An 18956-nucleotide genomic window follows, 5' to 3' on the forward strand; every position below is an offset into this window, starting at 1 on the left:
AGTTTAATCGCGACCTGATCGGCAGAAAACTGAACTAACGAAAGTGCCCGCAGTATGCCCAAGCTACCAGCTGAAGACCACCCTGACAGTGCTGCTGGCTCCTTTGACTTCTACTTCCTGCGCCAGCGCCGCCACCAACGCCAGGCCTCGTCCGGCATAATCTGCGCATGCGCGATCAGGCGCAAACCCATTGCCGCTATCTTCACATTCAATCTGCAGCATCCCGCCATCAGGGGTTGGCAAGTGGTTCAAGGTGATACGAATCCAGCCGTCTACCAGGCTGCGCAGCCGCTCACCTCGCTCTTGATAATAGAGAGCGAAGCCATCCGAATCCTGCTTCCACGCCGAGTCGAGCCGCAACAGGCCGTGTTCCAGAGCGTTGCTATATAACTCACTCAGCACGGTAAACAACGCACCCGCTTGCGGCCGCAGCCCTGGGATCTCCAATAGTCGCGAGAGCAGGAAAGGCAGCGGGTTTTGTTCGCGGATAGACGCAGCTCGATAAGTGTAGCTCAGGCACCAGTCCTGCGGCCGAGACGGCGGCGCGGTGGCGCGCGGTGAAGGTATACGCTCACTCCGCTCAGGCATCACCACTTGAAGCAAACTGACATCATCCTCAGGGCTACCGTGGAAGCGCTCAAGCGCGCCGAGCAGCCCATCGAAAATTCGCCCTGGATGCCCCAGATAGGCATCCAGTACCTCGTGCACGCCAGCTTCCCCAAACAGCTCACCTGCCTGGTTACGGCTTTCAATAACGCCATCAGTCCAACACAACAGACGCTCACCCGGGCGCATCACCATCACTTCAGGCTGAGGATTAAAGCGTTGCCGGTTGGCGACACCCAGCGGCAGGTTGGTAGAGGCGACGCTGCGCATAAGCTCTGCCGACGGGCCGAGAATCATCACATCAGGCAAGCCACCATTCCAGATTTCCACAAGCCCTTTATCGGGGTTTACCTCAATCAGCACAGCGCAGCAGAAAATACCGACCGGCAGAATGGTTGCCAGCTTGTCATTCAACTCAAACAAAATATCGCGCAGGGCAAACCCCTTTGCGGTCATTGCGTAAAACACTTCCGCCAGCGGCATCGCGCCGATCGCAGCTGACAAACCGTGCCCGGTGAAATCCCCCAGCAGCAGATGCATTTCACCTGAGGGACGATTGGCTGCGAGCAGAATATCGCCATTGAACATCGCATAGGGGGACTGCAGGTAACGCAGACTGCTGTGGCTCAGAGCCCCTGAATGCGCCACGCGATCAAAAATGATTTTGGCTACTTCCTGGTCCTGCAGCAGACTGGCGTGCTGCGCAGCAATCACATCACGCTGCGCCTGCAACGTTTGATGCATCTCGCGCATGCGGCGAAACGCGCTGATCTTGGCATCCAGGATCACCGGGTTATAGGGTTTGGTCAAAAAGTCGTCGCCGCCCGCTTCCAGGCATTGTACCAGGGCATCGGTCTCGGTCAGACTGGTGAGAAAGATGATCGGCACCAGGTCTTCACCCGCCTGCTGCTTGATCAGCCGGGCAGCCTCAAAGCCGTCCATCACCGGCATAAGCGCATCAAGCAAAACAATATCTGGCCGACGTTCGGAAAACTGCTCTACCGCCACCTGGCCATTCTCGGCGAGATAAACCTGGTGACCCAATCGCTCAACCAACCGACCCAGAATCATACGATCAGCAGGATTGTCGTCGGCAACCAGGACGGTTAGCCGGTCCGCAACCTTGAGCGCCGACGCCGACAACTGCGTGGCCATCAAGGGTTACTTGATACTGAAGAGTTGTTCAAAGTTGGAAATACTCAGCACTTTGCGCACATCCGGATTGCAGTGCACGATACTGATCTGCGCGCTATCCCCACCGGCGTGATCACGCAGCAAAAGAAGCATACCCAGCGCCGAGCTGTCGATATAGTCAGTGTCGTGCAGATCAACCACGTACTCTTGCGGAGTCAGACCGCTGCGCTCGTAGGCGTTGCGAAAGTCCTGATGGGCGCCGAAATCAAAGCGGCCTTTTACGCTGATGGTAAGTACTTGGCTATCCGCCGATAAAGTCGCCTGAATCGACATAATCTCTCCCTGACAGTATTTAAGTTCTCCATTTCTTTTAGCACAGGGACTGGCACCTGTCAGGGATTATTTCCACGTTGCCCATGAGCACGTTGCGACAATTCGTCGAGGAGCTTCTGCTCCTGCCGATCAGCTCTGGCCTGCGCTTCCAAACGGTACTTTTCAATCAGCTTACGAAGCGCCTCAAGCCGCTGATAACGCTCACGCCAACTTTCTCGCGCCTTTTCTATACTTTGGCCATGCCAGCTCACCGTCTGCCGCTGTTGCTCCAGCGCGACTTCCATCTGCGCCATGAAACGCTGGTAATTCATTAGCCATTCACGGCCGACGCCCTGCTCGCCCCGCTGCGTCCACCCTTTGGCATATTCGGTACAGTAATATTCGAGATCACGCAGACGATTCTGCGCTTCATCCAACTGCTGCTGGCACTGCCCCAGCACCGTAGCAGCTTTGCGCTCCTCTTCCAGCGCCATATCGACGACCGGCATGAGTCGACGAATGCGACTTTCACTCATTAGTGATGGTCTGCTCCAGCGCCGCCTGACTATCGCTCAGATTAACGCTGACATGCAGCCCCTGACGCAGAAAGGCCTGCATGGCCGGCATCTTTTCCATCGCTTTATCCGTCAAGGGGTCGGAACCAGCAGAATAAGCACCCACACTGATCAGGTCTCGGCTCTGCTGATAGCGCGCGTATAGCTGCTTGAATTGTTGCGCCTTCTGTAATTGCTCAGGTGAAACGATCTGCGGCATAGCGCGGCTGATAGAAGCCTCAATATCAATCGCCGGGTAGTGCCCTTCCTCGGCCAACCGGCGCGATAGCACTACGTGACCATCGAGAATCGCGCGCGATGCGTCAGCGATAGGATCCTGCTGGTCATCACCCTCAGACAGCACGGTGTAGAACGCGGTAATTGAGCCACCGCCCTGCTCGGCGTTACCCGCGCGCTCGACCAGTTGCGGCAACTTGGCAAATACCGACGGAGGATAGCCCTTGGTAGCAGGAGGCTCGCCGATGGCCAGCGCGATTTCGCGCTGGGCTTGGGCAAAACGCGTCAGGGAGTCCATCAGCAAAAGCACATTTTTGCCCTGATCACGAAAGTATTCAGCAATGCGCGTACAGTACATCGCCGCACGCAGCCTCATGAGAGGGGCATCGTCAGCAGGAGAGGCGACCACGACAGAGCGCGCCATCCCCTTCTCGCCCAGAATTTGCTCGATGAACTCTTTCACCTCACGGCCACGCTCGCCAACCAGCCCCACGATAGTGATATCCGCATCGGTAAAGCGGGTCATCATGCCCAGCAACATACTCTTGCCCACGCCGCTACCGGCAAAGAGACCCAGACGCTGGCCACGGCCGACAGTCAACAAACTGTTGATCGAGCGGATGCCTACATCCAGCGGCTCTTCGATCGGATGGCGCTTGAGCGGATTGATTACCGGACCATTGAGGTCTACCCAGTCTTCAGCCTTGAAGCTGCCTTTGCCATCCAGTGGTCGGCCGATGCCATCAACCACTCGCCCCAGCATCGCTGACCCCATCGGCAGCTTTCCGCCACCACTTGAAGGCACTACCCGAGCGCCGGGCTGCAGACCTTCCAGACGGTCTACCGGCATCAGGTAAATCTTGTTGCCGGAGAATCCCATGACTTCAGCTTCAATGCTGCTCTGACCATTAGGCGTATCACTGATGACCTGGCAACGGCTGCCGACCGGCGCCTTGCAGCCCTCGGCCTCCAGCGTCAGACCTACCATGCGAATCAGCCTGCCTTCTACCACCGGGTCGGCGGCGAGCTTGATTGCGCCTTGATAGCGCGAGAGACGACGGGCGAAACTGATGCGTTCAAGCTGACTCATGATCGCCGCCATCCCTAGCTTCTTCGCCTTTTTCGCTGGGCGTAATACTGATATCAGCTTCCGGCGGATGAGCGCGCTGCTCCTGACGCTCCTCATACAGCTGAGCGATCAGCTGCTGCATACGCGTTTCCAGCGTGGCATCAACCTGACTGTGTTCGGTTTCTACACGGCAACCACCGGCCATCAGACTATCGTCCTCAAGCAGACGCCAGGTTTCTTCGTGGCGCTCGCGCAGCGCCTTGATGGCGTCAAAATCGGCGGGATTGAGATAAATGCGGATATTGCCGGCACCCACTGGCAGGGTTTTGAGCGCGCCACGCAACACTTGAAGCACTTGCGTCTGATCGGTACTCATCTCGCGCTGCAGCACTTCGCGCAACATAGCTTTGAGCATATGCAGCAGCATGTCTTCAATCTGCTCGTCTTGCGCTTGCATCGGCGACATCAGCTGCGTCATCAGTTTTTCCAGCTCCGCCAGCCGAGCCTCCAGCGCCGTGCGGGCTTCCTGCTGCGCCTTCAGCTGACCAGCGTGAAAACCGTCCTTCTCACCGGTAGAAAAGCCATCGTTGTAAGCCTCCTGGCGGATCTGCTCCAACTCCTCTACGGTAAAAGGTTTAACCTCTTCAATCTCTTCTTCCACTTCAGCCAAGGAATCTTCGCCCTCAGTCTCAGATTCTGGCTCAGCGTCATCACGCTCCAGTGCTACCTGATGGGACGCGGTATCAAAACTGGGCAAATCCCAGAGACTAAAGGCTTCTACCTGACCGCCGCGCAGCAGTTCGGACTCGGATTTCTTTGATGACATTGGCTACCCTGCTGCTGATTAAGTGACTGCGTCAGAATACCATCGCGGCACCCAGGCGTAGTTCAGCCTTTAGACCATTTCCTCGCCGCCCTTGCCACCCAGCATGATTTCGCCAGCATCGGCCATGCGTCGAGCAATCGTGAGAATCTCTTTTTGCGCAGCTTCTACTTCGCTGATGCGCACCGGCCCTTTGGCTTCCAGGTCGTCCTGCAGCAGTTCGGATGCCCGCTTGGACATGTTGCGCAGGAACTTATCCTTAATAGACTCGTCGGCCCCTTTGAGCGCGATGATCAGAACCTCGGAAGACACCTCTCGCAACAGTGCCTGAATCCCGCGATCATCCACCTCGGACAAGTTATCGAATACGAACATCAAGTCCTCGATCTTGGTCGACAGATCTTCATCCATCTCGCGGATGGCTTCGATCAACTGCGACTCGGTACTTGATTCAAGGAAGTTCATAATATCGGCAGTGCGCTTGATACCGCCCATGTTAGCGCGGGTGGTATTAGAGTTCCCGGCGAACTGCTTCTCCAGAATCTCGTTCAATTCTTTCAGCGCGGAGGGCTGCACGGTATTCAGTGAGGCCACACGCAGCAGCACGTCAAGGCGAACCTTGTGGTCAAAATAGCCGACAACTTCAGCCGCCATATCGGGGTCAAGGTAGGCCACCACGATGGCCTGAATTTGTGGATGCTCAAAGCGAATCACATCGGCTACCGCGCGTGGTTCCATCCACTTCAAACTATCCAGACCAGAGGTATTGCCGCCCAGCAAAATACGATCAACCAGGCCATTGGCCTTATCTTCGCCCAATGCCTGGGTCAGCATGGTACGAATATAACCATCAGCCCCGACTCCGAGGCCTGTCTGGTCACTCACTACCTCGATAAAGTCACCCATGACCTCTTGCACCTGCTCGCGGTGCACCGCGCGCAAGCCCGCCATGGCACTACCTACGCGCTGCACTTCCTTTGGCCCCATATGCTTGAGAATGGCGGCGGCGTCCGACTCACCAAGACTCAACAAAAAGACTGCAGCCTTATCCAGGCGAGACAGTTTTTGCGGGCGCTTACTCGCGTCTTCACTCATCAGCGTTAATCCATTCTTTAACTACCTGAGCCACCCGGCCCGGATCTTCAGCCAATAGCCCCTTGATCGCATTCAGCTGCTGCTCATACCCGGCGCCTGGTGGCGGCAGCAACACGGGGCCGGCGCCAGAACCGGACAGGCTAACCTGATCAGGACTCAAATCGCCATCCAGCCCACCCATGGCACCGCCCGGCAGAGACGAGGCATAACCGTCGTCACCACTGCCGCCGCGGCTGGCCACAGTCAGATTCTTCAATGCCGGACGCAGCACGGCGAACACCAGTATCAGTACAAACAGAATACCCAGCATCTGCTTCGCCACATCCCAGAACCAGGGCTGCTCCCAGAAAGGGATGGACGGCAAAGGCTCGGCATCAGGCTGAGCAACAAAGGCGCTATTGATCACACTTACGCTATCACCTCGACTCGCATCAAAGCCAACCGCATCCTGCACCAGGCGCGTCAAGCGAGCAATCTCCACCTCGGTCAGCGGCGTACGCGTGACCTCGCCTGTTTCTGCATTGATCTCCGCGGGATCATCAACCACTACCGCAACCGAGAGACGACGCAGGCGCCCCTGCTGCTGACGTGTATGGCTGATCTGGCGATCAAGCTCATAGTTACGCGTAGCCTGCTCACGGGTGTCTTTGGGGATAACGGGTGCAACAGGCTCGCCGGTAACCGGATCAACAACCTGCTCTGGCGCCTGACCGGCTACCGGCGGCTGATTGGACAAGGCGCCGGGTATACCGACTGGACCCGCAGAACCACTACGTTCTTCGCTTACCACCTGCTCGCTGCGCAACGCAGATTCGGGGCTATACATTTCGGCGGTAGACTCTACTGCGCTGAAATCCACATCAGCCGAGACCTCGGCCTTGTAGCGCCCCTCACCGAGTACCGGCTGCAGAATATTATGTACACGGCGGGTATAGGTATCTTCCAGCCTGCGCGAGTAATCAAACTGACGACCGGCCACGGTCAATTCGTTCAGTTCATTCTGATTGGACAGCAGATTGCCGTTCTGATCCACCACGGTGACCTGGTCTTTATCCAGCTCTGGAATACTGGTCGCCACCAAATTGACGATGGCCATGACCTGCGCGGGCTCCAATCGACGACCGGCATACATCTCCAGCAGCACCGAAGCACTGGGCTTGCGGTCATCGCGAACAAAGACCGTGGAGCGCGGCATGGCAATGTGTACCCGCGCGTTCTTGACGTTGTAGAGACTGGAAATGGTCCGCCCCATTTCGCCTTCCAGGCCTCGACGATAGCGCGTCGTTTCCATGAACTGGCTGGTACCCAGACCTTGCTCACGATCGAGAATCTCAAACCCGACATTGCCGTCGGTTGGCGCAATCCCCACACTGGCCAAGCGCATGCGCGCGTCAGCCAGATCTTCAGTGCGAACCAGCAAAGCGCCACTGTTAGGCTCAACTTTATAGTCGACCCGACTCTGCTGCAGAATATCCACTACCTGGGATGCGTCATACCCTTCCATGCTGTTGTACAGCGGGCGGTAATCCGCCTCCTGCGACCACAACACCACAGCAAAACCAATGGCTACGCTGGCTGCCAGACCAATCAGCAGGCCAAACTGTCGTAACATCGGCAGCTGCGACAGATTATCCAGAACAGCCAAGCCCATGAGCGGTTTACGCTCAGCGCTCGACTGATTCTGGGTAGCAGGTATGTTGGCGGATTCCATGGGTCTTTCCTCAGACAGTCAGCAGCTAATAATACAGACTAGATCGGCATCTTCATGATGTCTTCGTAGGCGCTCACCATTTTATTTCGCACCTGCGTAATGGCCTGGAAGGCAACTGACGACTTCTGCGATGCGATCATCACTTCGGTCAGATCAATTCCCTGATCACCTCGTTCATAGCCCGTGCGTAGCTCACCAGTGGTCTTCTGCAGCTCGTTCACGCGGTCAACGGCCTGCTTGAGCATGTCATCAAAAGCCGGAGCATTGACGTTTTGCTCTACCTTGGCCACTGGTTGCGGTTTACCCATGGCCTCCATTTGCATGGTGCGCATCTGCAACATCAAACGATTGAATTCAACACCTTGGGTCATACCTGCCTCCACGCCGTAAATTTTTTGACGGCTACTGTCGCTTTACAGGTACTCAAGCAAAATGGATGCCAACAGACAACATCAACGCAAGCAGGAGGAATACACAGGCAGGTATGCGAGACAGTCAGCCAGCAATGGCAGCATGAAAGGAATGCTCAAAGAACGGGGAAAAGCGATCTAGCAGAAATGCAACCACCACAACGAACAGACTAATAGTACCAGGACGACGAAACAGATAAGGGCAGAGCCAAAGCAACCAGGCGGCCATCAGCCTGAGCCGCCCTTTTATCCATACAGTCCTAGCGGATTAGACCCCCGCGAACAGGCTGGCCTCAACGTCCAGGCCGGCATCACGCATCTGTGCGAGCTTATAACGCAACGTGCGAGGACTAATACCCAGACGGTCTGCCGCCTCCTTGCGACGACCATGCTCAGAGCGCAGCACATCAATGATCATCTGGTACTCGCGCTGTTTAACGCCTGCACCCAATACACCGCCGCTCACGGGCTGAGCATCCACAGGAGCAGCCTCAACTGCGGGAGTAAGCGGTCTGACTGCACTCGCCGTCACCGCTGCGCCAGGCGCCACCGTCAAACATAAGTCATGCGGCTGGATTAGCCCTCCATGCTGCAGCACCAACGCGCGCTGAACGGCGTTATCCAATTCGCGCACGTTGCCTGGCCAGGCATGCGCACGCATAGCTTCTATCGCCTCAGCTGAAAAGCGCACAGCACTCATATTCATTTTACCGCTGTGCTTGACCAGCAACCGCTCCGCAATCGGCAGAATATCGCCGGGGCGCTCGCGCAGTGCTTGCCACTGCAGAGGAAAAACGCCAAGGCGATAATACAGGTCTTCACGGAAACGGCCTGCCGCCACCTCCGCAGGGAGGTCACGGTTAGTGGTAGCGATGATGCGAATATCCAGCTTGATCAGCTTACGACCGCCCACACGCTCCACTTCTCGTTCCTGCAAAACACGCAAAAGTTTGGCCTGCAGACTCAGTGGCATTTCAGAAATTTCGTCAAGTAGCAGCGTACCGCCATTCGCCTGCTCGAACTTGCCAGCCTGCGCCGCGACCGCCCCGGTGAAGGCCCCCTTCTCATGACCAAACAAGGTAGCTTCCAGCATGTTTTCGGGAATAGCTGCGCAATTGATTGCGATAAAGGGCTGCTCTGCGCGTGGTGAGTTCTGATGAATGTACCGCGCCAGCACCTCCTTACCGGTACCCGACTCACCAGACACCAGCACGGTGGAGTCGCTCGCAGCAACCCGACGTGCCAAATCCAGCAACTGCAGGCTGGCGGGCTCGACCGCAACCGGCCCCTCACCGGGTATCAACTGAAGCTTGCCCTGAGCATGCTGCGCCACCAGATCGAGTAGCGCCTTGGGCGCAAAAGGCTTAACCAAATAATCAACCGCACCATCACGAATGGCAGTAACGGCCTGCTGCACTGTGCCGTAAGCCGTCATCAACAACACTGGCAAATGGGGATAATCGCTACGCAAGTGCCGCAACAGTGCGTGGCCATCCATGCCCGGCATATTTACATCACTGATAACCATGCTGACATTTTCCTGGCGCAGCAATTTCAGCGCGGTCTCTGCATCCGGCGCTTGTACGTAGTCGTAGCCGCCCAGCATCAGGGTATCAGCCAGCGCTTCACGTAATGACTGATCATCCTCAACCAGCAAAACACGGGTGGTCTGAGTGCTCATAAGGCCTCCTGTTCATCCAGATCCAACTGGCGAACCGGCAGAAGTATCTCTGCACAGGTGCCCCAGCCCGCCTTGCTGCGCAGCATAAACATCCCGCTATGCGCCTTAACAACCGATTTGACTACCGCAACACCCAAACCTGTACCTTGCGCACGGGTGGTATGGAAAGGCTCACCAATACGCGCCAGTAGTTCCGGCGACATGCCTCGCCCGGTATCTACCACACTGATACTCAGCTGACCCTCAATCAAGCGCATGGTGACCTTGAGGTTGGCGCCAGGAGAACCTGCCTGCAAGGCGTTATCGATCAAATTGGTTACCGACCCAGTCAAGGTGTCGCGATTGCAGCGAAGCATCACATCCTCTGACAGCAAGTAGTCCCAGCGACAACGCCCCCCCTTTTCTTCGATCAGGTTGTCCGCCTGATTCTGCAGCCACTCAAAGAAAATCGACGCCGGCAAGTAGTCCTCAATCGGCAAATCGCCCTTGGCAAACTGCAGCATGTCGCGAATCTGGTGTTCAATGCTATGCAGACGACCCTGAAGACGCTCGGTAAAACGCACACGATGAGCTGGCGCCAATGCCTGATCGTTAAGGTGTTCGGCGTATAGCAGGGCTGCAGAAAGGGGGGTACGAATCTGGTGAGCCAGCGAGGCGACCATGCGTCCCAGTGCTGACAGGCGTTCACTGCGCGCCAAACGACTCTGCAATTGACGGGTTTCGGTCAAATCATTCAACAGGATCAGTTGACCAGGCTCACCAATCAAAGACCGGGTAGCCAGCGATACCCGCCGACCACTGCGTAAAGACACCTCGTGGTAATCATCATCACGCGGCGCGAAGCGATCGCGAATAAGGTCTCGCCACAGCTGGCCTTCCAGTGGTTCACCTAACAGCTCACGCGCGGCAGGATTTGCCTCGCGCACCACACCTCGCCCGTCGAGAACCACCACGCCGCCGGGCAGCAAATCCAGTACATTTTGCAGGCGTCCGGCCAAGCGGGCTTTTTCCGACAACTCATGCGTGCGCTGCTTCTCGGCATCGGCGAGCTGACGCTTGAGCATGGAAACCTGCTGTTCCAGCAATGCATGCGACTGCGCCAGCTGCTCAGAGACTTCACTAAAACGCGCGTACGCACCTGCCAGCGGCTGAGCGTCACTCTCTGCGTCAGCCTGCTTTGCGTCCTGCGAAATGGGTTTTGCGGATACGGCCATCGGGATTCCCCTGGGTACTGAAACCTGTCGTCAGGGGAGACAAAGCAAAGCCCGTGCCACTAAATAATATATGATTTAAAACAAGAGCTTATCAATAAAAAAAGAAAGTCGCGTCAGTCTTCTGACACGTCAGCGCCACGATTGAGACCGTACTTACGCATCTTCTCAACCAGGGTCGTGCGACGGATTTTTAGCCGCTCCGCAGCGCGCGCGACCACACCGTTGGACTCATCAAGCGCCTGCTGAATCAGCGTCTGCTCAAGACCCGCGAGATAGTCTTTCAGATCCAGCCCCTCTGGCGGCAGGAAGGCAGGACTATCGAGCCCGACCAAGCCACTGAAAGCATCATTGCGCTCGTCATCCTCTTCTCGAAGTTGACGCAGGTCGTCCTGGTCATCTTCTACATAGCGGAACTTGCGTGGTAGCTCGCCCACACCGATAACACCATGCGGATGCATGATAGCCATACGCTCCACCAGGTTTGCCAGTTCACGCACGTTACCCGGCCACTCGTGCTGACACAGCGACATGATGGCAGAGGTACTGAAACGAATTGAGCCACGTTTTTCCTGCTCGAGCCTGGTAATCAGCTCGTTCAGCAACAGCGGCAAATCTTCAATGCGCTCGCGCATGGCGGGCATATCGATAGGAAATACGTTGAGACGATAGAACAGGTCTTCACGGAAGCTGCCTTGCTCTATCATCTGCTCCAGGTTCTTATGCGTTGCCGCAATCACTCGCACATCCGCAGTCTGGATCTTGTTGCTACCAACGCGCTCAAAGGTGCGCTCCTGCAGCACGCGAAGCAGTTTGACCTGCATCGGCAGCGGCATATCGCCTATTTCATCGAGAAACAACGTGCCGCCCTGAGCCAGCTCGAAACGCCCCGCCCGACTAGTAATAGCGCCAGTGAAAGCGCCCTTTTCATGACCAAACAGCTCGCTTTCCAGCAACTCGGCAGGAATCGCACCGCAATTCACCGGCACAAAGGGAGCGTCCTTACGGCGCGAGTGGTAATGCAGGTTGCGCGCGACCACCTCTTTACCGGTGCCCGATTCTCCCAGAATGAGCACTGTCGCTTCCGTATCGGCAACCTGCTGCATCATCTGGCGGACGGAATGAATCGAGCGGCTGGTACCTACCAAACTGCGGAACAGGTTGGGCTCTCGCTGGCGCTGACGATTAGCGTTCTCTTCAAAAACCTCGCGGTACACCTGGGCACGATGCAAGGCATCAAGCAGATGGTTATAACTGAGCGGAGGTTCCAGCACGGCCAGCAGGCGTTGCTTGAGGTGATCAGGCCATTTGCTCGATTGCTCTGGGTCAATCAGGATCACCGGCAGGTTTTCGTCCCACTTATCGAGCTGTCCCAGCAGCGCAGGCAAGCCATGCTCATGCTCGCAGCGACCGAGAATGACACACTTGACCGCGCCCGCAGATTCAACCTGAGCACCCGCATCGGCAAGCCAGCTCTGCGAGTCACTGATAATAGCGTCCTCGCCCAAAAAGCCGAGAATAACAGCCAAGTCATGGCGGTTTTGCGGGGAGTCGTCGATCGACAAGATATGACTGTTGAGCAGCATAGGCAGGGGGGCTTTCCTGTGGGCGCACTAGGTAGGACACGGCATAATGATAGCACCGAGCCACACTCTATTATATTGGGCTTAAATGTAGTCAGAAATGACGCAACAGTCAAATAGTTGGCGCAGCAAAGTTGGCTAATTATTTGCAGTCAGAGTCCTTCAGTCAAACATCTGGTATACCTTGGCACCCTGACGGCTTTTCTGTAACCCCTGCAACTCCTCCGCCAGCTTGCCTTGCACTGCCTGGCACAAGGCAACGACCTCACGGTAAGTACCGCTCAGATGCTCCAGTACGTCAGCAATTTGCTGATCGTCACGCTGCGGGTCCTGCATAGCTTGCTGGACCTGCAGACGGCAAAGCCGATCCAGCTCGCCTACTTGCTGCCAGTCGCCGGCCTGCACAGCAGAGATCAAGGATTCGTGCGTGTTTTGGATTTGTTCAACGGCATTAGCCATCGGAGTGCTCCTCAAGATTGGCGAATGCCGTCCCAGCCGGATTTAACTTCACGCAGCAGTTCGGTCACCTCATCCAGTAATGCCACTTCGTTACGCAAATTAGCCTGGCTTAAACGCTGCTGCATGAAAGCATAGAGGCTATCGAGATTACCAGCAACCTCACCGCCCTGCTTGTGGTCCAGCGATTCACGCAGGCCACCAATTATCGCGATAGCCTTACCAATCTGCTCACCTTTCAACGCCACGTTGCTATGCTGCATGGCACCCTTGGCCTGAGCTACACGTTGCAAACCACCATCCATCAGCATCTGGATCAAACGATGCGGATCAGCTTCACTGATCTGCGCGTTAACGTTGACGGTTTGGTACTGCTTCATCGCGGCATAAGCATTCATGGGGCATATCCTGAAGATAGATGGCACATGATGTTTATATCGGCAGCGCGGGGGAAACTTGAGGCGAATTTGCTAAAAAGAACAACATATATAACAGCCTAGCGAAGATAGCCGTCCCATCGCAAGCGCGGCCTACTTGCGCATGCAGATGCAGAAGCAGAAGCAGAAGCAGAAGCAGTGCATACCCAAATAAGCAGCTTAAACGTGGAAGTTCTGTATTAAAGAGCGATCAATCAAGCAGGTTCAATGGCATCCCAAGCTTCTTTGATCTCATTTAACAACTGCTGAACCTCATCGAGCGAGCGCGGCGTGTCATCCAAGGCGACACCAGCTAGCTTACGGGTCATATAATCGTAAAGTGCATCAAGATTTTCGGCGATCTCGCCGCCCATATCTTTATCCAACGACGCCTGAAGTGCCCCGATGATGCTGATGGTGCTGCTCACCGCCACACCGCGTCGTTCAGGGTTACCGGTTGCCTGCGCGTGACGGGCTAATTTGAGGCGCTCAATAGCGCCGTCCAGCAGCAGTTGCACGGCGCGATACTGGGATACTTCTTGCGAAATATTAACCTGCTTGTAGGTGTCGATTGGGCTAGCCATTGCTTAATCCTTTTTCACGAAGCCGGGGAGACTGTCGAGTTGAGCGTCAAGAAACCCACCTGTACTACTCAGTTGGGAGATTAGCGTATCCATAGCATTAAACTGTGCGAACAAGCGTGCTTCCAGTTTACCCAAGCGGAGAGTTAGGGCTTCGCGCTGCTCGTCCACCCCACCGCGCCCTGACAGTGTGTTCTGCAACGCTTTGGTACGATTTTCCAACAAACCACCAGTTTCCGTATATGGCTTAACCTTGCTTTCCAGACGCGCCATCAATCCTTCATCGCCAGTGAAAAAAGCATTTACCTGTTCAAAATTACTTTCCAGTGCCTCATCCAGCTTGGTGTCATCCACTGCCAGCTTACCGTCACGCTGAGTAGTAATACCTAGCTCGGACAAAACACGAATACCATCACCACTCGCCGGAGAGCCCAACTCGCCACGCATGCTGCTCATAAATGAGCGCACAGAAGAATCACCCACCAAAGCTGCCACTAAAGGTTCAGAATTATCACCGCCAACAGCTGTGACGTTGGTTAGAGCATTTACGCTGCCAAGCATCTTGTTGTATGCATCGACGAAATCAGTGATCGATTTGCGAACACCAACCTTATCCTCAGCCACACCTACGTTAATGCTTTCAGCATTCGCCAGCGACTCAGCCGATTGCGCGCTTTTGAGTGTCAAAGTCACGCCTTCGATGGCGTTTTCAACGGTATTGCTGGCGCTGCTGAGATTCAAACCATCAATGGCGAAATTGGCATCTCGAGAATAGCTAATGACGCGCGCGGCTCGCGGATCGTTTGCATCTGCAGAGGTTGGCTCAAAATTAGCATCAACACCAGATGGCGGAGTAAATGCCAGCTTACCAAGCTCGCCCGCAGCATCTGCCGATACAGCCACGCTGATATCATTACCAGTACCCGACTTGCTAGAGCTCAATACCAGCCGTGCACCACCCTCACCGCTTGGATCATTAACAATAGTCGCGCTCAGACCGCTCTCTTTGCCGGCCTTGTTAATTGCATCGCGGATATTAGCCAAACTGTTACCGCCCTCAGGCACATCAATGTCCAGCGACTCATCGCCAACACTGATGGTAAGGGTGCCAGTACCCAGTGCATCGGTAGCGTTATCAAACCCTGCCAAAGCTACCTTACCGGTCTGCGCTAGGTTAAATACCTGCACATTATAATTGCCAGCAACAGCTTTGGAGCTGGCCGAGATACTGACGTTATCCGTCGCACTGGAGGTGGCGCTGCGCTTTTCAAAGAGTGCAGGATCGTTAAGCTTTTCAAGGGCGGCCTGGAAAGTAGATAGCGCACTGCGGAATTGTCCGAGTGCCGACACTTTGGTGGTGGTGGCTTTCTCGAGCCGATCCAGCTGCGCCGTTTTGGGAGCCGCATCTGCGTTGACCAGAGCGCCAACTAAACTATTGATATCTAAACCAGAGCCGATACCGGTAATTGCCATGACTTTACCCTCTGCGACCGATTATTGACGGTTCGCTTGCCGAACGTACGTTTCCGGAAAGAAAGCAAATCCCATGCCACCAACCGGCATAGCCAAGCAGTTAGTCAGGCCTTGGCTTCAAACAATAAACTGCGGATTTCAGAAAGATTTTCCGACAATCGCAATGCCTCTTCCGAGGGAAGCTGGCGAATCACATCACCACTGGCTGCCTCGGTTACATTAACCACCACTCGGCCACTGTCTTCATCAAGATTGAAATTGATGTCTCGGCGTACCGACTGGATAAAATCCTGGAGATCAGTCACTGCTGTCTGCAGTTGATCGCGTTCTACTTCCGGGCTTTGCTCTACCGCTTCAGGGGTTTGTGTCTCTACCGGTTGCGGCGCTGATGCTGATTGTGCAGCGTCCATCTGCCTTATTGCTTGGCCCTTGCCGGCGCCCGCTTCCACCGCCGCAGCGCTTGGCGCAGAGCGGGTTACTTCAAACGGTTTAATTACACCCATATCCATGGCGCGTACCTCACAAAGGAGAAAGCGGAGAGAGGGCGCGCCCTCTCTACGCAATATTACCTCAGTTTACCCTTAGCCCAACAGGCTGAGGACCGCCTGTGGCAACTGGTTGGCCTGAGCCAGCATCGCAGTACCAGCCTGCTGCATGATCTGGTTTTTGGCCAGGTTGGCAGACTCAGCAGCGTAGTCGGTATCCATGATGCGAGCGCGTGCTGCTGAAGCGTTCTCACCAATGTTTTGCAGATTGCTGATGGTCGAATCAAAACGATTCTGTACCGCACCGAGGTCAGCTCGCTGGCTGTCGATACTAGCCAAAGCCGCATCAATAATGGAGAGTGCGTCTTGAGCACCGTCCTGAGACCTAATGTCGATAGTGTTAACCGAGGCCAAAGTTGACGTAGTGCCTGCCGAAGTAATGGCCGCAGTAGTACCAGTCCCACCAGTCACAGTGAAAGCATCGCTCGAACTGAACTTAAGCTCAGAGTTAACAACCACTCCGCCCACGTCCACAACATCGCTAGCGCCAACAGTGCCCCCGGTTGCATTAGCAATAGTCAACGTACCAGAGGCAGTACCTTCAGCACGAATACCTTCTACGCCTTCAGCTGAAACAGTGAGCTTATTGGTAGTGCTATCAAACGTTGCAGAATAGCCATCTTTGCCGATAGCAGCTGCAAGCTCCTTCGCACTGCCATTGTATTTGCTGAGATCATACTCTGTATCCCCAACAAACAACGTACCTGTGTCAGCTGCAGTAAAGTTCGCTAATTCTACAGAGACCTTAGTAGATACTTCGACACCCGTCCCCAAAGCGTTAAGTGTAGCTGCTGCATCCTTTGCGTTTTGTGTTGAGACGTCAGTTCCAACAGAGGTGCCGAGGTTGCCGCTCAATACCATGTCGGTTGCACCAGTAGCAACGCCATACGCCGTACCGGCAGCAGCCGCTGCACCGAACACACCACCAGCACCAGATTTCACGTTCTCACCAAGTTTGCCGCTTGATGCATCTGACAAGCTTACTGAGATAGTCTCATTTGCGTTAGAACCCACTTGGAAGCTCTTACTTCCAAAAGTCCCGTCCAGCAGCTTCTGAGTACCGAATGAAGTCGTATCAGCGATTCGAGTTAGCTCGCTTTGCAATGAAGAAACTTCTTTCTGCAGTGAATCACGGTCTACATCGCTGTTGCTACCGTTGGCAGCCTGAAGAGACAGATCACGCATGCGCTGGAGGATATTTGTAGACTCTTGCAAAGCACCTTCAGCGGTCTGCGCGATAGAGATACCATCGTTTGCGTTTTTTACCGCAACACCCAGACCGTTGATCTGACTGGTCAGACGGTTGGATATCTGCAGGCCAGCAGCATCATCTTTGGCGCTGTTGATGCGCGAACCGGAAGACAGACGCTCCAGAGAAGTAGACAGGTTGCTGGAAGACGAGCTCAGGTTACGCTGAGCGTTCAGGGAAGCGATGTTGCTGTTGACTGTAAGAGCCATGATAAATACCTCGACCTAGTGTTGTTTGCCTGAGCTTGCGACTCGCGGGCCGGCTTTGCCCAGGCACCCATTGAGTTCGCATTCGATTACTTTATCGGCATCCCTGTCAGGACCTTTAGGGTTTTTGCTGAATTATTTTTGCTGTGCTTTGCAAGCGCTCAGCTAACCCAGAACACCCTAAACGCACCTGACATGGTTTTGACGCCAATCAGATGCTCCGCCGATGACTATTTATCGACGGGGTGAGGAATAACTTTAGGGCGAGTGTTGCACGGGCCTGATTTCGGCTGGGCATGGTCCTCCCGTAGATCGTACCCATGCTCCAGCGCGGGAACGCGCACGGTCTGAGTAACGCTGGTTGCAGCAGGGACGCTGAGCGTCCTGGACTGCATTCCCACGCGGAGCGCGGGAACGACCGGAATCCCGCGGCAGCGTGCTCTACTACATGATCGTTCCCATGCTCGGCGTGGGAACGCACGCATTCTGGGCGACTCGGGTAGCAGGAGGGATGCTAAGCGCCCCGCGCTGCATTCCCACGCCGAGCATGGCAGCGATCAGTTCAGCGATTCCCGCTCAGCGCACCGCCCTACATTACATCTGCATGAAGATTGCCCCAGCGGTACAGCCATGCAACACCCCTGTAACCTCCGTGGGGTTAGCTGGTGTCATTTCCAGACCCGTGTGCCAAGGCGCACGCCAACAGACTGACGCCGAGGTACCCATGTACGCTGAAAAAGCCGTTATTCGCGTGCACCGAGATTTAAAGGTGCACACCTGGTTCTACCCCAATCCCACCGCCGAATCGACCATCATCCTAGTCAATGGCTCACTGGCGACAAGTGCGTCCTTCGGGCAGACCTTGCGCTATCTGAGGCCACTATTCAACGTTGTACTCTTTGATCAACCTTACAGTGGGCATTCACGGGCACACAACAGCAACCACCTGCTAATCGGCAAAGAAGATGAGGCGCTGATCCTGCTGGATCTGATTGAACATTTCTGTGTTGACCAAGTGCTGTCCTTCTCTTGGGGCGGGGTCGCTACCATGCTGGCACTGGCCCAGCGCCCTGATCGCATCAAGCGCGCGACAATCACCTCTTTCTCGCCCATCATCAACCCGGCGATGCATGACTATCTATCACGCGGCAAAACCTATCTTGCTGCCTGTGATCGTCAGCAGATCGGCAATCTGATCAATGAAACCATTGGCGAGCACCTGCCACCGCTGTTCAAACGCTGCAACTTCCGACATGTCAGCAGTCTGGATGAGCATGAGTACGCGCAGATGTTGCTGCATATTCGCCAGGTGCTGGAGCTGGACAGTAGTCAGTACATGAGTTGCGTGAGCAATATTGATATTCCGCTGCTGTTTATCAATGGAACCTGGGACAAGTACACCAGCGTGGATGATGCGCTGCACTTTGCTGATCTGGCGCCCCGCGCGACCTTCGTGCGTATCGCGCATACCGGGCACTTTCTGGACTTGGAGCACAAGACAGCCTGGCAGGACACCAGAGCGGCAATCGAAGAATTTGTGTTTGGCGAGGCCCAGCAGACAATACACCAGCCACATCACCGGCTGGCGATGGTTGGCTGAACAG

The 18956-nt window shown here is 55.3% G+C and carries 18 protein-coding genes; 1 reads left to right on the forward strand and 17 read right to left on the reverse strand.

The annotated features are described in order from the left end of the window. Positions 1-63 precede the first annotated feature (63 nt). The 17 genes from H4J77_RS11435 to H4J77_RS11515 form a co-directional block, all read right to left on the reverse strand. Positions 64-1761 (reverse strand): fused response regulator/phosphatase, encoded by a 1698-nt coding sequence (locus H4J77_RS11435; RefSeq protein ID WP_123887780.1) that lies wholly within the window; start codon positions 1759-1761, stop codon positions 64-66. A gap of 6 nt (positions 1762-1767) precedes the next feature. Continuing rightward, the gene (locus H4J77_RS11440; protein WP_123887779.1) at positions 1768-2073 is read right to left on the reverse strand and encodes an STAS domain-containing protein; all 306 of its coding nucleotides are present in this window, start codon (positions 2071-2073) and stop codon (positions 1768-1770) included. Between the two features lie 59 nt (positions 2074-2132). Further along, positions 2133-2588, reverse strand: a complete 456-nt coding sequence (gene fliJ, locus H4J77_RS11445; RefSeq protein WP_123887778.1) for a flagellar export protein FliJ — start codon at positions 2586-2588, stop codon at positions 2133-2135. Continuing rightward, positions 2581-3933 (reverse strand): flagellar protein export ATPase FliI, encoded by a 1353-nt coding sequence (gene fliI, locus H4J77_RS11450; RefSeq protein WP_123887777.1) that lies wholly within the window; start codon positions 3931-3933, stop codon positions 2581-2583. Before fliI ends, fliJ begins: the two co-directional genes overlap by 8 nt. Next, on the reverse strand, positions 3920-4738 hold the full coding sequence (fliH, locus tag H4J77_RS11455) for a flagellar assembly protein FliH (protein ID WP_123887776.1): 819 nt from the start codon (positions 4736-4738) through the stop codon (positions 3920-3922). The genes fliI and fliH overlap by 14 nt, the downstream gene beginning before the upstream one ends. 69 nt (positions 4739-4807) lie before the next feature. Then, the gene (fliG, locus tag H4J77_RS11460; protein WP_123887775.1) at positions 4808-5830 is read right to left on the reverse strand and encodes a flagellar motor switch protein FliG; all 1023 of its coding nucleotides are present in this window, start codon (positions 5828-5830) and stop codon (positions 4808-4810) included. Next, on the reverse strand, positions 5823-7541 hold the full coding sequence (gene fliF / locus H4J77_RS11465) for a flagellar basal-body MS-ring/collar protein FliF (protein WP_123887774.1): 1719 nt from the start codon (positions 7539-7541) through the stop codon (positions 5823-5825). Before fliF ends, fliG begins: the two co-directional genes overlap by 8 nt. A 38-nt stretch (positions 7542-7579) precedes the next feature. Beyond that, positions 7580-7912, reverse strand: coding sequence for a flagellar hook-basal body complex protein FliE (fliE, locus tag H4J77_RS11470; protein WP_123887773.1), 333 nt, complete (start codon positions 7910-7912; stop codon positions 7580-7582). A gap of 307 nt (positions 7913-8219) precedes the next feature. After that, on the reverse strand, positions 8220-9632 hold the full coding sequence (locus tag H4J77_RS11475; RefSeq protein WP_123887772.1) for a sigma-54 dependent transcriptional regulator: 1413 nt from the start codon (positions 9630-9632) through the stop codon (positions 8220-8222). Beyond that, positions 9629-10852, reverse strand: a complete 1224-nt coding sequence (locus tag H4J77_RS11480; protein ID WP_372237828.1) for a PAS domain-containing sensor histidine kinase — start codon at positions 10850-10852, stop codon at positions 9629-9631. The genes H4J77_RS11475 and H4J77_RS11480 overlap by 4 nt, the downstream gene beginning before the upstream one ends. A 107-nt stretch (positions 10853-10959) precedes the next feature. After that, complete coding sequence (locus H4J77_RS11485) at positions 10960-12429, reverse strand: sigma-54 dependent transcriptional regulator (RefSeq protein WP_123887770.1); 1470 nt, start codon at positions 12427-12429, stop codon at positions 10960-10962. A gap of 159 nt (positions 12430-12588) precedes the next feature. Continuing rightward, complete coding sequence (locus tag H4J77_RS11490) at positions 12589-12885, reverse strand: flagellar protein FliT (RefSeq protein WP_123887769.1); 297 nt, start codon at positions 12883-12885, stop codon at positions 12589-12591. An 11-nt stretch (positions 12886-12896) separates the two neighbouring features. Further along, positions 12897-13280, reverse strand: a complete 384-nt coding sequence (gene fliS / locus H4J77_RS11495) for a flagellar export chaperone FliS (protein ID WP_123887768.1) — start codon at positions 13278-13280, stop codon at positions 12897-12899. Between the two features lie 233 nt (positions 13281-13513). Further along, positions 13514-13882 carry a flagellar export chaperone FliS gene (gene fliS / locus H4J77_RS11500; RefSeq protein WP_123887767.1) on the reverse strand — a complete coding sequence of 123 codons (369 nt, stop codon included), beginning with the start codon at positions 13880-13882 and terminating at the stop codon, positions 13514-13516. Between the two features lie 3 nt (positions 13883-13885). Next, positions 13886-15352 (reverse strand): flagellar filament capping protein FliD, encoded by a 1467-nt coding sequence (gene fliD, locus H4J77_RS11505; protein WP_123887766.1) that lies wholly within the window; start codon positions 15350-15352, stop codon positions 13886-13888. 104 nt (positions 15353-15456) lie between these two features. Beyond that, a complete protein-coding gene (locus H4J77_RS11510; RefSeq protein WP_235869587.1) occupies positions 15457-15861 on the reverse strand; it encodes a flagellar protein FlaG in 405 nt (134 codons plus the stop codon). A gap of 72 nt (positions 15862-15933) precedes the next feature. Beyond that, positions 15934-17355 carry a flagellin gene (locus H4J77_RS11515; RefSeq protein WP_123887765.1) on the reverse strand — a complete coding sequence of 474 codons (1422 nt, stop codon included), beginning with the start codon at positions 17353-17355 and terminating at the stop codon, positions 15934-15936. Positions 17356-17863: 508 nt separating this feature from the next. On the opposite strand from H4J77_RS11515, the gene H4J77_RS11520 reads away from it, so the two are divergent. Continuing rightward, complete coding sequence (locus tag H4J77_RS11520; RefSeq protein WP_305955049.1) at positions 17864-18952, forward strand: alpha/beta fold hydrolase; 1089 nt, start codon at positions 17864-17866, stop codon at positions 18950-18952. Positions 18953-18956: the final 4 nt, after the last annotated feature.

Origin of the sequence: Pseudomonas sp. 5Ae-yellow, assembly GCF_014077575.1 — a bacterium.
GTDB classification, from domain to species: Bacteria; Pseudomonadota; Gammaproteobacteria; order Pseudomonadales; family Pseudomonadaceae; genus Halopseudomonas; species Halopseudomonas neustonica.

Excerpts from the sequence above, each read along its gene's own strand:
- H4J77_RS11435 (WP_123887780.1), bottom strand. The coding sequence starts at position 1,761 with ATGGCCACGCAGTTGTCGGCGTCGGCGCTCAAGGTTGCGGACCGGCTA.
- H4J77_RS11440 (WP_123887779.1), bottom strand. The coding sequence starts at position 2,073 with ATGTCGATTCAGGCGACTTTATCGGCGGATAGCCAAGTACTTACCATC.
- fliJ (WP_123887778.1), bottom strand. The coding sequence starts at position 2,588 with ATGAGTGAAAGTCGCATTCGTCGACTCATGCCGGTCGTCGATATGGCG.
- fliI (WP_123887777.1), bottom strand. The coding sequence starts at position 3,933 with ATGAGTCAGCTTGAACGCATCAGTTTCGCCCGTCGTCTCTCGCGCTAT.
- fliH (WP_123887776.1), bottom strand. The coding sequence starts at position 4,738 with ATGTCATCAAAGAAATCCGAGTCCGAACTGCTGCGCGGCGGTCAGGTA.
- fliG (WP_123887775.1), bottom strand. The coding sequence starts at position 5,830 with ATGAGTGAAGACGCGAGTAAGCGCCCGCAAAAACTGTCTCGCCTGGAT.
- fliF (WP_123887774.1), bottom strand. The coding sequence starts at position 7,541 with ATGGAATCCGCCAACATACCTGCTACCCAGAATCAGTCGAGCGCTGAG.
- fliE (WP_123887773.1), bottom strand. The coding sequence starts at position 7,912 with ATGACCCAAGGTGTTGAATTCAATCGTTTGATGTTGCAGATGCGCACC.
- H4J77_RS11475 (WP_123887772.1), bottom strand. The coding sequence starts at position 9,632 with ATGAGCACTCAGACCACCCGTGTTTTGCTGGTTGAGGATGATCAGTCA.
- H4J77_RS11485 (WP_123887770.1), bottom strand. The coding sequence starts at position 12,429 with ATGCTGCTCAACAGTCATATCTTGTCGATCGACGACTCCCCGCAAAAC.
- H4J77_RS11490 (WP_123887769.1), bottom strand. The coding sequence starts at position 12,885 with ATGGCTAATGCCGTTGAACAAATCCAAAACACGCACGAATCCTTGATC.
- fliS (WP_123887768.1), bottom strand. The coding sequence starts at position 13,280 with ATGAATGCTTATGCCGCGATGAAGCAGTACCAAACCGTCAACGTTAAC.
- fliS (WP_123887767.1), bottom strand. The coding sequence starts at position 13,882 with ATGGCTAGCCCAATCGACACCTACAAGCAGGTTAATATTTCGCAAGAA.
- fliD (WP_123887766.1), bottom strand. The coding sequence starts at position 15,352 with ATGGCAATTACCGGTATCGGCTCTGGTTTAGATATCAATAGTTTAGTT.
- H4J77_RS11510 (WP_235869587.1), bottom strand. The coding sequence starts at position 15,861 with ATGGATATGGGTGTAATTAAACCGTTTGAAGTAACCCGCTCTGCGCCA.
- H4J77_RS11515 (WP_123887765.1), bottom strand. The coding sequence starts at position 17,355 with ATGGCTCTTACAGTCAACAGCAACATCGCTTCCCTGAACGCTCAGCGT.
- H4J77_RS11520 (WP_305955049.1), top strand. The coding sequence starts at position 17,864 with ATGCTAAGCGCCCCGCGCTGCATTCCCACGCCGAGCATGGCAGCGATC.